This is a genomic window from Pectobacterium cacticida (assembly GCF_036885195.1).
Classification (GTDB): Bacteria; Pseudomonadota; Gammaproteobacteria; order Enterobacterales; family Enterobacteriaceae; genus Pectobacterium; species Pectobacterium cacticida.
This window is the reverse complement of sequence record NZ_CP133656.1, coordinates 400,914-412,924: the sequence shown is the minus strand read 5'-3', so window position 1 is coordinate 412,924 and position 12,011 is coordinate 400,914. Positions and strand designations below refer to the sequence as shown.

Genomic DNA, 12,011 nt, shown 5'->3' with positions numbered 1-12,011 from the left:
CAATAACAATCATTGTGCCAATAATGTCTTGTTGAGCATGGCACCGACGGTGTATTTGGGATCTACCATGTTGCCGAGGCGAACTTTACCGCATTGGCTGAGCAGCATATAGGCATCCCATTGTTCGAAACCGTAGTCTTCCACCAACCAGTAGATTAGGTCGCGATAAGCGATGCGCGTAGCGTCTTCCAACGGACGCGCACTGCCAATACTCATGATGGATTCCGCGTTCTCCATTCGTGGCCATGAGAGCTTCCAGTGCTTAATCAAGTCCACCTTGATAGTAGTGATTGAGCTGAATTCCACCGCTGTACCGCAAATCTCGCCGTCGCCCTGACAAGCGTGCGCATCGCCGATAAACAGACGCCCTCCTGGCGAACGTACGGGCAGATAGGTAATACTGCCGGGGCCAATATCCGGCACGTCCATGTTGCCGCCATGATTATCCGGCGTCAGCGAGTTAATGGAGTCGATTTCCGGGGAGACGCTTAGCGTACCGATATGAGGTTTGTAAGGCAGAGTATGGCGTTGACTCCAGTACACTTTCTCGCTATCTAGCTTGATCATCCGGACCTTTTCCGGCAGCGGATCGTTGAGCATTGCCGTCAGGTCGGTGCCGGTTAGCCCGCCGAAATGTGGGATCATGGCGCAGATCCCGTAGGGGTTGGCCCCGCGAGGCAACATGGATTCGATGTATACCGCCAGCACATCACCTTTCTCGGCGCCGTTAACCATGATCGGGCCATTCTGCGGGTTGAGAAATGGCATGTTCAGTAATGCACTGGGCATGTCCTGCTCTGATTTAATCGCGCCTTCAAACGCATCACGAGTATCGACAATCACCCGATCGCCTGGCTCGATCGTTAACACTGGCGTGGAATAAGGCCCGATAGTGTAATGAAATTCTTTTTGCATCTCTTCGGTCAGGTGATGAGTGACTGGTTTACGTTCAGCCCCCACGCCGCGTTTATACATGATTGAGTCTTTGAGCCATTTCATAAATTGTCTCCACTAAATAAAAAGAAGTTCGGTCAGTCCGCTGGTGCAACGCATCACAACGCTAGATGGCGACGCATCAAAAGGTCATCAGCAAGCTGGTGTTGCGTCAGGGTTTCGATTACCTGACCTTTATCCATTACGCAACAGCGCTGGGCCGCGCGCTGGATCATGGCGATATCTTGTTCGACCAGAATCACGGCGACGCGCAGTTCACGGGCGATCCGCACCAACGTGTCGGCAATGATATGAACAATCGAGGGTTGTACCCCTTCAGAGGGCTCATCAAGCAGCAGGATCTTGGGTGAGCCGACCAGCGCCCGGGCTATAGCCAACTGCTGCTGTTCGCCGCCGCTCATGGTGCCGGCCTTCTGTTTCAGCCGTTGGCGCAAAATAGGGAAATACTCCAGCACCCGCTCCAGCAGGTCCTGCGCGAATTCGCGGTGCTCGCGGACAAACTGCATCCCTACCTGGAGGTTCTCCGCTACCGTTAATCCGCTGAAGACCTCACGTCCTTGTGGCACATAGCCAATGCCCAGTCTTGCCCGGCGCTGCGGGGTCGCCTGGGTAATATCAATCTCTCCCAGCATGATGCGACCTTGTTTTACAGGCACGGCGCCAATCAGGGTGCGCATCAGCGTGGTTTTTCCAACGCCATTACGACCAATCAACCCCAGGACTTCGGCGGCCTTCAGCTGTAACGTCGCGCCATTAAGCACCTGCCCGCCGCCGTAGCCGCCGGTAACCTCATTGACCTGCAATAACACCTCGTTCATCCGGCTTTCCCCAAATAAATGTCCGCGACATCGTCCCGCGCCAGTACCTGTGCCGCTTCGCCATCGGCAAATACCCTGCCGCCGTGCAGTACGGTAACCCGTGATGCGATTTGACGAACAAAGGTCATATCGTGTTCAACCACCATCAACGTCAGGCCGTCCTGCTGCATGGCTTTAATCAACTCACCGGTGAGATAGGTTTCTTCCACCGATAGTCCGGCGACCGGCTCATCAAGCATCAACAGTGCCGGGCGTAGCGATACCGCCATGGCGATTTCTAGCCACTGTTTTTTTCCATGTGATAAATTGCCTGCTAGTTGATGTTTTTCAGAACTTAGCTTGAAACGCTGGAGTAGCTCATCAATGCTGGCGGTCTCGTGTCTAACTTGCGGTCGCAAGTGACTCAACGACAGTTGCAAATGTTGTTCCACACTGAGATCGGGAAAAATGCCCGGTATCTGAAATTTAATGCTCATCCCCATCTGAATACGTTGAAAGGGTGCCAACGCATTCATCGGATTGCCAAAGAAACGGATCTCGCCATCGCTCGGCGTGTGTTCGCCGGTGAGTAATTTAAAAAACGTGCTTTTCCCCGCACCGTTCGGACCGATGACGCAACGTACTTCGCCACGATGGATTTGCATATCCACCTGATTAATCACCTGCGCGCCGCCGAAGCGCTTGCTCAGCCCTTGGGTTTCCAGGATCAATTCCGGTGTTTGATTCATGGTTACTCCCCTTTATGTCGAACATCGTTATGCTGTAGCTCGTGGTTGACATGTCGTCTGGTCGCCAGATAACCGATTTTTTCCGCCAGCCACGGCAGTAGTCCATTGGGGGCGGCCAGAATCACAAACAGCAGAATGAAGCCCAGTAGAATCATGGCGTATTCACTGCCATATACCGCCAACCACTGCGACAGCCAGACCATCAGCGCGGTGATGACCACAGTGCCGAAAATATTTTTACGCCCTGCGGTGGCAACCCAGATCACCGGCATAGCGGCGGCGGTGAGACCCATGGATGATGGAGTGATATAAGATCCCCAAATGGTATAAAGCGCGCCAGATAAACCGGACAGCACGCCACCCAGAACGAATACCAGCAGTTGGTAGCGACGGATGTCGATCCCGAGCATTTCCGCCCGACGGGGATTTTCACGAATGGACGCCAGTGTTAAACCAAAATTAGAGTGCAGCAGGCGGCGAACGCCCCAGTAAATAACGCCCAGCAAAAGAATAATCAGGTAATAAAAGGCATTTCCTTCCAGCGTAAAGCGTTCGCCGTCCAGACCGGGCAGCGCGAGCGGCGGCATACCGGACATGCCGTTGAAACCGTTGAGACGCGCGCTACCGATGGTCCACTGCGGACCCGCAGTCTGCGACATGAAGGTTTCAAGTACCAATGTAAAAGAGAGTGTCACGATGCCGATGAAAATACCGGTGACGCCACCGTAAAACATCAGATAACCCAGCGCAGCGGCGACCGTGGCAGCCACCAATAATGCAAACAGTAGCCCGGACCAGGTTGACAGCACGCCATCGCCAAAATTGAGCGTCATCACGCCGTAGGTATAGCCTGCCAGCCCGAAGAAAGCGGTTTGTCCGAAAGAGAGAATGCCGCCATGGCCCCACATAGCGGCCAAACCGATAGCGCAGAATGTCCACAGCAGGAAATAGGAAAAATCGCCGATCAACGCGCTATCAAGTACTAGAGGCAATAGTAGCGCGACGGCCAGAATGATCCCGCTAATCAGTGTGGTATTACTCAGGCTGCGCTTGTGCGCATCGTCGACGGAAACGTTAACAGAAGTCATTGTCACACTGCGCTCCTAGCGGTTACGGGTAAAAAGGCTACCAACGCCATTGGGTAATAAGCGAATCACCAGCACTGCGGTCAGCAATAGACCAATCTGCCCAGCGAGTTGTCCGTACCATGCATTGAGCCCAGTCTGGATTGCACCCAGCGCCATCGCCGCAGGGATAGTGCCGACGAGGACATTGGCCCCCCCCACCACCACCGACACAAACGCTTGCACAATAAAACTGCTCCCCATGGTAGGAACGGCCGTTAGCGTTGGGGCATAGATCGCACCGGCCAATCCGGCGAGTCCGGCGCCGAGAGCAAAGGTGAGCGTATAGATCCGGTCGGTTTCCAGTCCGAGGCAAGCGGCCATCTTCGCGTTTTGAATAGTGGCTCGTGCGCACACGCCGTAATTGGTGTGGAAGAACAACCAATACAGCGCCATCAATACGATAATGGCAACCAGCGGAAGAATGGCTCGATAGGTAGAGAAAGAATATTCGCCAAGGGTAAATGAACTGAAAGGGGTGGACAGCCCCTCCAAAGAGGGACCCGCAATCAGTAACATACTTTGTTGTACAATTAGACTAATAGCCCAAGTAGCAACTACAGAGTCATACAGGCGGCCATAAAGATGGCGTACCACCAGACGCTCTATTACACCACCAGCAAAAGCGGCTGCCAGCGTGCCGGTCAGCATGGCCAGTGGTAACGGTAACCCCGCTTTGTTCATCAAAATGGTGACGTAAGCACCACACATAATAAATTCGCCGTGTGCGAGGTTGATCACCCCCATCATGCCGAAAATGACTGCTAGACCAAGAGCGGCCAGCACCAGATAAGCGAAGTTATCGCCAAACTGGTAAATTATGGAATAAAGAAAGGAGAACATTAACATCTGCAAGTAATCCTCGGTGTCCTGACTGACACAGCAAATAAAGGGATTACGTCAGAGAGAAAGATAAGAACGGCCGTCTCTCTGACGCAGAAAGTACATCAGGCCTTTGGTGGATTGGACGGAGTGTACTGGCTGGTATCCGGTTTAATTGGCAGATCGCAACCTGCCTCCCCTAACCAGTAAGGCTTGATATCATTCCATACCTTGGGTATTTCGATGGAATGGTCATCTTTCACATGGGCCAGATAGATGGTGTGGCTCAGATGATGACTTTTGGGATCGATACAGACATTGCCTGACGGGCCTTCGGTACAGATTTCACCGGTTTCCAACGCGTTGCGCACAGCGGTCACATCGGTGCCACCGGCTTTCTCTACCGCTATTTTATATAGATAAACGGCATCATAGGCATTGGCGGCTTCCTGATTGATATACGGCTCGTTAGGAAACTTAGCGCGGAAACGTTGTTTGAAATCGTTGCTGGCAGGCGTATCCACTTCTTCGAGGTAGTTGGCGGTAATATACATGTCTTTCAGAGCTGGAGCCTTGAAACGCTTATGTTCATAGGCCTGACCGACATTGACAGAACTGCCCATCGGCAGGCCGAGTTTGGCTGCAGCGGCTTGCTCGTAGTAGGAAGATTGATTCGCACCAACCAGTAACGTCATCACAAAGTCAGGTTTGGCCTTCTGAATGTTTTGGATGGTTTGGCCGAACTGCGACACGCTGAGCGGGATAAATTCTTCGCCCACCATGGTGCCGCCGTTCTCATTGACGATCTTGCGTACCCATTCAGCGGAGATTTGCCCAAAGTTATAGTCAGCCGCGATGGTATACACTTTCTTACCGTACTTCTCTATCATCCATGGGATTAATGTCGAGAACTGCTGTTCTGGGACGGCGCCGGTCACAAACACGTTGCTATCACACACGCCGCCTTCATATTGGTTGTTGTACCAATACATCTGTTTTTCACGATCCATAATGTGTATTAGTCGCGACTTGATCTGACACATGACCTTGAAAGGTTGAGAGTTACCGGTTTTGATATGGGTGTCGAATCCTTATACAAAACGCGAGGTAACTCTCATGCTTCATACTAACAATCCCATCATCAAACACAAAGCCGGTTTGCTCAATCTGGCTGAAGAACTCAGTAACGTGTCGAAAGCCTGCAAAATCATGGGCGTCTCTCGCGATACGTTTTACCGATATCGCGAGCTGGCCGAGGAAGGTGGCGTGGATGCGTTGATAAATCGCAGCCGTCGTGCCCCTAACCTTAAGAACCGAACCGATGAGGTCACTGAGCGGGCTGTTGTTGATTATGCTGTCGCATTCCCGGCTCACGGCCAGCACAGGACCAGCAACGAGCTGCGTAAACAGGGCGTTTTTATCTCCGGCAGTGGTGTCCGTTCTGTCTGGTTACGTCATAACCTTGAGAACTTCAAAAAACGCCTGAAAGCACTGGAAGAAAAAGTGGCCCGTGACGGCATTGAACTGACTGACAGCCAGATCGCAGCGCTGGAACGTAAAGCCAGTGATGATGAAGCCTGTGGTGAGATTGAAACCGCTCATCCGGGTTATCTGGGTTCACAGGACACGTTCTATGTAGGCAACCTGAAAGGCGTCGGGCGTATCTATCAGCAGACGTTCGTTGATACGTACTCGAAAGTGGCACACTGCAAGCTCTACGTCACTAAAACACCGATTACAGCGGCTGATTTACTGAATGATCGTGTGCTGCCATTTTATGAGTCTCAGGGGCTACCGATGCTGAGGATACTGACCGACAGGGGCACTGAGTTCTGCGGCAAAGTGGAGCAGCATGATTACCAGCTTTATCTGGCGATAAATGACATTGAGCATACGAAAACGAAGGCAATGTCACCGCAGACCAACGGCATCTGCGAGCGGTTCCATAAAACGATACTGAATGAGTTTTATCAGGTGACGTTCCGCAAAAAGTTGTATGGTGCTCTCGACACATTACAATCGGATCTTGATGAATGGCTGGCTCACTATAATAATGAGCGAACTCATCAGGGGAAAATGTGCTGTGGCCGGACGCCAATGGAAACATTACTTGATGGAAAGCGCATCTGGTCTGAGAAAAATTTAGGCCAGATGTAATCTGACAGATACCTGTATAAATAACCGGTAATTGTCAGATCAGGTCTGAGCTAATACACATAATGGGACGTATCGCTTCACGTGAGGCACTGGAAAAAGCACCGAAAATAACGTCAACCTTGTCGTTTTTAATCAAACGGCGCGCCATTTGCTGGAAGCGAGTGTTATCAGACTGCGTATCGTATTTTACCAGCTCAATAGATCGACCCAGTATGCCTCCTTTAGCATTAATCTCTTCAACAGCAAGCTCTGTTGCATGAATCTTTGGGATGGACGGCAAAGCAAAGTTACCTGACGCATCTTCCAACAAACCTATTTTTATTGTTTTTTCTGCTGCCCCGGCCAAACCTGAATAGGCGATAGCCAGTGCCAACGGCAACGATGCATAACAATATTTCATTCTGGACATAAATCCCCCTGGCGTTGGTGATAAAAAATGTGCATGAAAAGTGCTTCTGAAAAAAAAGCAAAAAAAAAGCCCGGCAAAGTCAGAAGACATTGCGAGGGCTCTATTGCCATAACCACAAGCCGACAACGTTGGCGTTCTTGCGGATAAGTTATCGTCACTATAAGAAGGGATTCAAAACGTTGTCAATGGAAAATTTTCAATAAAAATCAAATGGTAAAAAAATAAAACCGTGCACTGGAATAGGGCTGTGATTGCACAAAAGATGAACAGGAATATAACGACGGTATAAATATTACTAACTTACGGAACACAATCACAAATTATGCCGATTCCGCAACGCTTAAGTGGAATCCAATTCAGGCCCAAGACATAAACGTTAATATATTGCACCATCTTAGGGAGGTAAAAAATTTACCGAAGAGCGATTGTGGAGTGTCACCCCCATAATTGGTACAACGGCGCAAGCAGTTGCAGGGAGATACTCTGAGTCACTCGCAGTAACTTTTAGCCCTCCATCTCTCATGAGAAACACGATTACAGCCGGCCGCTGTAATGATAGGCCACATATTTCAATAATCTAAGCTGGCGAAATATACGGCTCGGCTGGGACAGCAAGCGATAGAGCCACTCCAGCCCGGCATTTCGCCACACGAGCGGAGCCCGTTTTACCTGCCCGGTAAAGACATCATAGGTGCCGCCGACACCCATATACAGCGCATCGGGGTAGTGATGACGACAATCGCGCATCAGGATTTCCTGCCGTGGCGACCCCATCGCGACGGTAATTATCTGTGCGCCACTGGCGCGAATACGTTCGAACAACGCATCGCGCTGCTCCGGCATAAAATAGCCATTCTGGCTACCGACGATGTTGACCTGCCACTGTGCACGTAATTTTGCCTCTGTTTGCGCCAACACGTCGGGCTTACCGCCCACCAGAAAAACCGGCGTCCCCGATTTGCCTGCCCGTTCCATCAGCGCTTCCCATAGATCAGCCCCCGCAATCCGCGTGATATGCGCCTGCGGGTACTTGCGCCGAATGGATCGCACAATGCTGATGCCGTCCGCATACTTATATTCAGCGCGCGCCAGCAGCGCGCGCAGGGCCACATCCTTTTCCGCCGTCAACACTTTCTCCGCGTTAATGGCGATGAGCGTCCCCGTTTTAACCCGTTCGCCCGCAAACAGATGATCGACGAACTGCGTCATCGTGCTAAAACCGTGAATCGGCAATCCCCGAATGGTATACACAGGAACGGACTCTGTCGTGTCTACTACCGTCATTCCTGCTCCTTAATGACAGAATGCTGTACGCCGTGACGTATCGCTACCTGCTGCGCGTCACGGCGTTGTAAACGCTGGCGAATCAGTCCCGCGCTTTCCAGCAGCCAATAAAGCAGCTTGGCAAGCAATAGGCACAGACCAAATACCAGACAGAAAAATACCACGCGAGAAACAAAAGCATCCACGCCCTCGCGCGCTAACACTATGATATTAAACACGGCGCCAAAGCAGAACGCTTGCAAAATCGCGGCCTTATAGCGATTGCTATCATTCTTCCCTAAGGCATATATCCAATCGAACCACTTGATCACCAGCCCTACCGCCACAGCACCGAGTGGGATAAATAGCACGCCGCCCATCACCACCAGCGAACCTAACAGCGTGGGAGATATCGCCAGCCCGGAATGGTTATTTAACACTTCCCAGGTGAAATAGTTGGCGCTGTTTAATACCAGATTCGGGCGATCCGGCCATAGCCAGGAGGGGATAAAGACGTAGAAATCGCGGGCAATCGGTGCCAATCCCTGAAATTCGATTTTGTCATAATGCTGCCACAGCAGCGCCAGATTTTCCCAGGGCGAGAAGGTGTCGCGGGTTAAATAGAGGAAGGTATAAAAAGCGTAATCCCCGCTGACATCCAGCCCATAGCGTTTTAACGCCAGCCAGAACATGCCGACAATCCCGAAGATACCCGCCGCAACCAGCATCCAGAGCGTAATCCAGCCGCGTACAATGCCAATAAACAGAAACAGGGCGAAGGCGATAATAAGATTAGCGCGCGTTCCGCCGACAATCACGTAGGTCAGCATGCCAAATGTCACCGTGCCGATCAGGAACATCAGCCACGCACGCTGCGTCTGATGCAGGAAATACACCACCAGCATCGCCGGGATAAAGAAGTAGAAAAAGCGTTTCAACGCCACGCCGGACACACCGCTGGAAAATATCTGGCTGTAAGAGTGCAGTTTAAACAACAAAAAACCATTATTAAGAAAGAAAATACCCACGGTAACAACCGCAATCAATGCCAGTAGCAGCCAGGTTAGGTTGGCTTCGACCCGATTGACCGTCAGTCGCGGCGCCTGCGGCGCTGCAATTTTCCGGCACAGACGCGTTTTATAGCTAACGTAATAGATCGCATAAAATGCCGTTGCCGATAGCAGCGCCTGAAGCAGGTACTGCACCGGAACGACGTCAACGCCAAAACGAAACACCAACACACAGGTAAATGGGAAACCAAAGTAGAACGTCAATAGATAGAGTAGAGAAAACAGCACGTTAAAATTAAAACGCACCCGACGAAACTCTACCCAGGTCAGGCTTAGGATAAACGTGACTGAAATCAGATAAACGACCAACAGCCCACCGAATTGTCCCAGCGTCATGTGGGTTCTCCCGCCGCCAATGCCAGCGCATCCCGCCAACCTTGTAGATAATTTGGATAAAAGAACGCGATCTGCCGTTTATCCACCGACGCCAGTTGCCGCTGCGCCTCACGCACCAGCGCCTCATTCAGGTCGTCACCGTAAAACAGCACGGGCAGTCCCTGTTCCGTCAAATCGCGCCAGAATGGATTTTTTCGGCTAATGACGAAGGGTACGCCAGACTGGATCAACAGACATAGCGTCCCGATTCCCTGCTGTCGATCGAAAATAAAATAACCCAAATCACAAGTACGTAGCATGTTGAGATAATCATCAAACGCCAGTTGATCTTTCAGCAGTTGGAAATTTTTCACGCCGAATAGCGCCAAACCGTCTTTTTCCACCTGCGCGATGTAGGATTCGTTATTCGCTGGATAACCCATTGGCACAATCACCCGCACACGGTTGCCAAACTGTTGGTGAATCGCCCGCAGTGCCTCCTGGTGACGATTCGTGCGATCGCCAGAATTGCCGACCAGAATCGTCATCGGCCCTGCCAGCGGTTTATCCACCTGCATGCTCGTTAGCGCCGGATTCATGCGCGTGGGGAAGTACAGCAACGATGTCGGAACATGAGGGGCACGCTGCTGATACCGCGCCAGATCGCCACGCGTAGCAAACACATGTGCGACACGCCTTTGCGCCCAGCGCCGCAGCCAATAAAACAGGCGGTATTTCAAGCTACTCGCTTCTTCATAGAGGTCAGCGCCCCACACGTGCCAGTAAACCTGCCCAGACTTGATCTCCCCACTCAGTAGCGCCAACCATAACCTAGGATTAAATTGCCCATGCAGAAAAAAGCGCGTCTTGCGGTTTGCCTTCGCTCTGGCAATCACCGCGGTAGCCAACGTTTTTTTATCTACACAGGTTTCAATATGCAGCATGGGGAAATCGGTTGCCGACATACCCTCGCGAGATGCCACAATAAAGTGCCGCACCTGCTGTGCCGGAAGTTCCGCCGCCAGCACGTCATTAAAAAAACGTAAGACGGTCTGGTTATGATGCGGAATGTCTGAACCGAGAATATGAATCAGTGGTGTCATGCTCGCCTACGGTAAATAATGAATGCGCCACAGCAGAGTGAAAAATAGACCAGGTAGGTTGCCATATAAGCCTGCGCCGCGCCTTGTGCGCCATAAAGCGGAATGAGCCAGTGGGAAAAACCGGTTAACAGAAGGAACTGGCTGACTTCCGTCAGTAGATAAAAGCGCAGCGCCGCTTTCGCAATGATCAAATAGCCAAAGACGTAAGCACCCACTTTCATCACATCGCCAACCAATTGCCACACGAAAAGATCCCTCATGGCGGTAAACTGGCTGGAAAACAGTAACCAAATGGCAAAATCACGTAATAGCCAGACGCAAAAGCTGACGCCCGCCACGACAGGTAATACAAACTTCAACGACCGCACAATTTCTTGCGCCAGCGCAGTTTTATCCGTCAGACGCGACAGCGTCGGCAACAGATAAACGGTAAAAGAGGCGGTAATAAATTGCAGGTAAGCATCAGAAATGCTGCTGACACCCTGCCAAATGCCGACCTCATCCCACCCGTAATGCGCCGCCAGCAGGTTTCGCATCATGATATACGCCACGGGCAACGTCACGGCCGTCATGAACGCCATCAGCGTAAACGTGCCCAATTGCCCGGCGATAGCGCGATCCCACGTCGGTTTAAGCGACGCCAGCGACAGCGGCGTGCGGCGTAAGAGCATGATGCCCGCGGGGATCACCAACAACGACGGCACCAGCGCCAGCCCGGCGAGTGCGCCAACGTAGCCGCCGAGTTCCAGACAGAGGCCAAAAGCCGCCAGCCCAATCAGGCTACCTACTATAACGGCTAGCGCATTGCCTACCGCATCCCGATAGCCTTTAAGGATCGCCAGAAATAAATTGGCATAGGCGATGCCCATTTGGATAAACGCCAGCGCTCGCACCACGTTACGATAGTCGTCATGTCCAAACAGTAAATGGGCAATCGGCGTTGCCGCCGCCAAGAAAAGTATCGCCAGAAGGGTGCTAAAACCCAGTACCAGCGTAACCGAGGTGCCGAGTAACGACCTCAGTCTATCCGGCTGCGGTTGGTATTCCGCCACATATTTCGTCACGCCGTTGAAAATGCCCGCCCCGGCTAATACGCCCAGCACGGTAATCAGTTGGCGGAAATTCCCTGCCATTCCCACGCCGCCGGGGCCAAACGTGACCGCCAGTAGTTTGACGACAACCAGCCCAGCCGCAATTTTGATGAGCGTCGAGCCAGCCGTCCATATCGACGCTTTCGCCAACGACATA

At 51.8% G+C, this 12,011-nt stretch carries 10 protein-coding genes and 2 pseudogenes; 1 reads left to right on the top strand and 11 read right to left on the bottom strand.

The features are described from left to right. Positions 1–9: 9 nt before the first annotated feature. The 6 genes and pseudogenes from RFN81_RS01965 to RFN81_RS01940 form a co-directional block, all read right to left on the bottom strand. The gene (locus RFN81_RS01965; RefSeq protein ID WP_264497552.1) at positions 10–999 is read right to left on the bottom strand and encodes an acetamidase/formamidase family protein; all 990 of its coding nucleotides are present in this window, start codon (positions 997–999) and stop codon (positions 10–12) included. Positions 1,000–1,052: 53 nt separating this feature from the next. After that, a complete protein-coding gene (locus RFN81_RS01960) occupies positions 1,053–1,772 on the bottom strand; it encodes an ABC transporter ATP-binding protein (protein WP_264497551.1) in 720 nt (239 codons plus the stop codon). Continuing rightward, positions 1,769–2,500, bottom strand: coding sequence for an ABC transporter ATP-binding protein (locus RFN81_RS01955; RefSeq protein WP_264497550.1), 732 nt, complete (start codon positions 2,498–2,500; stop codon positions 1,769–1,771). Before RFN81_RS01955 ends, RFN81_RS01960 begins: the two co-directional genes overlap by 4 nt. 2 nt (positions 2,501–2,502) lie before the next feature. Beyond that, a complete protein-coding gene (locus tag RFN81_RS01950; RefSeq protein WP_378929270.1) occupies positions 2,503–3,588 on the bottom strand; it encodes a branched-chain amino acid ABC transporter permease in 1,086 nt (361 codons plus the stop codon). 15 nt (positions 3,589–3,603) lie between these two features. Then, positions 3,604–4,473, bottom strand: coding sequence for an ABC transporter permease subunit (locus tag RFN81_RS01945; protein WP_264497548.1), 870 nt, complete (start codon positions 4,471–4,473; stop codon positions 3,604–3,606). A gap of 98 nt (positions 4,474–4,571) precedes the next feature. Next, positions 4,572–5,459, bottom strand: a pseudogene (locus RFN81_RS01940) (ABC transporter substrate-binding protein); the annotation flags it as partial. A gap of 103 nt (positions 5,460–5,562) precedes the next feature. Between RFN81_RS01940 and RFN81_RS01935 the strand changes: the two are divergent. Beyond that, the gene (locus tag RFN81_RS01935) at positions 5,563–6,603 is read left to right on the top strand and encodes an IS481 family transposase (protein WP_264497225.1); all 1,041 of its coding nucleotides are present in this window, start codon (positions 5,563–5,565) and stop codon (positions 6,601–6,603) included. A 58-nt stretch (positions 6,604–6,661) separates the two neighbouring features. Here RFN81_RS01935 and RFN81_RS01930 read toward each other — a convergent pair. The 5 genes and pseudogenes from RFN81_RS01930 to wzxE form a co-directional block, all read right to left on the bottom strand. Further along, a pseudogene (locus RFN81_RS01930) lies at positions 6,662–7,012 on the bottom strand (ABC transporter substrate-binding protein); the annotation flags it as partial. A gap of 534 nt (positions 7,013–7,546) precedes the next feature. Beyond that, positions 7,547–8,296: a lipopolysaccharide N-acetylmannosaminouronosyltransferase gene (gene wecG, locus RFN81_RS01925; protein WP_264497547.1), complete on the bottom strand. Its 750-nt coding sequence runs from the start codon at positions 8,294–8,296 to the stop codon at positions 7,547–7,549. Further along, positions 8,293–9,681 (bottom strand): ECA oligosaccharide polymerase, encoded by a 1,389-nt coding sequence (wzyE, locus tag RFN81_RS01920; protein WP_264497546.1) that lies wholly within the window; start codon positions 9,679–9,681, stop codon positions 8,293–8,295. The genes wecG and wzyE overlap by 4 nt, the downstream gene beginning before the upstream one ends. After that, the gene (locus RFN81_RS01915; protein ID WP_264497545.1) at positions 9,678–10,763 is read right to left on the bottom strand and encodes a TDP-N-acetylfucosamine:lipid II N-acetylfucosaminyltransferase; all 1,086 of its coding nucleotides are present in this window, start codon (positions 10,761–10,763) and stop codon (positions 9,678–9,680) included. Before RFN81_RS01915 ends, wzyE begins: the two co-directional genes overlap by 4 nt. Then, a complete protein-coding gene (gene wzxE, locus RFN81_RS01910; protein WP_264497544.1) occupies positions 10,760–12,010 on the bottom strand; it encodes a lipid III flippase WzxE in 1,251 nt (416 codons plus the stop codon). The genes RFN81_RS01915 and wzxE overlap by 4 nt, the downstream gene beginning before the upstream one ends. Between the last annotated feature and the right edge of the window lies 1 nt (position 12,011).

Excerpts from the sequence above, each read along its gene's own strand:
- RFN81_RS01915 (WP_264497545.1), bottom strand. The coding sequence starts at position 10,763 with ATGACACCACTGATTCATATTCTCGGTTCAGACATTCCGCATCATAAC.
- wecG (WP_264497547.1), bottom strand. The coding sequence starts at position 8,296 with ATGACGGTAGTAGACACGACAGAGTCCGTTCCTGTGTATACCATTCGG.
- RFN81_RS01955 (WP_264497550.1), bottom strand. The coding sequence starts at position 2,500 with ATGAATCAAACACCGGAATTGATCCTGGAAACCCAAGGGCTGAGCAAG.
- RFN81_RS01945 (WP_264497548.1), bottom strand. The coding sequence starts at position 4,473 with ATGTTAATGTTCTCCTTTCTTTATTCCATAATTTACCAGTTTGGCGAT.
- RFN81_RS01935 (WP_264497225.1), top strand. The coding sequence starts at position 5,563 with ATGCTTCATACTAACAATCCCATCATCAAACACAAAGCCGGTTTGCTC.
- RFN81_RS01950 (WP_378929270.1), bottom strand. The coding sequence starts at position 3,588 with ATGACTTCTGTTAACGTTTCCGTCGACGATGCGCACAAGCGCAGCCTG.
- wzxE (WP_264497544.1), bottom strand. The coding sequence starts at position 12,010 with ATGTCGTTGGCGAAAGCGTCGATATGGACGGCTGGCTCGACGCTCATC.
- wzyE (WP_264497546.1), bottom strand. The coding sequence starts at position 9,681 with ATGACGCTGGGACAATTCGGTGGGCTGTTGGTCGTTTATCTGATTTCA.
- RFN81_RS01965 (WP_264497552.1), bottom strand. The coding sequence starts at position 999 with ATGAAATGGCTCAAAGACTCAATCATGTATAAACGCGGCGTGGGGGCT.
- RFN81_RS01960 (WP_264497551.1), bottom strand. The coding sequence starts at position 1,772 with ATGAACGAGGTGTTATTGCAGGTCAATGAGGTTACCGGCGGCTACGGC.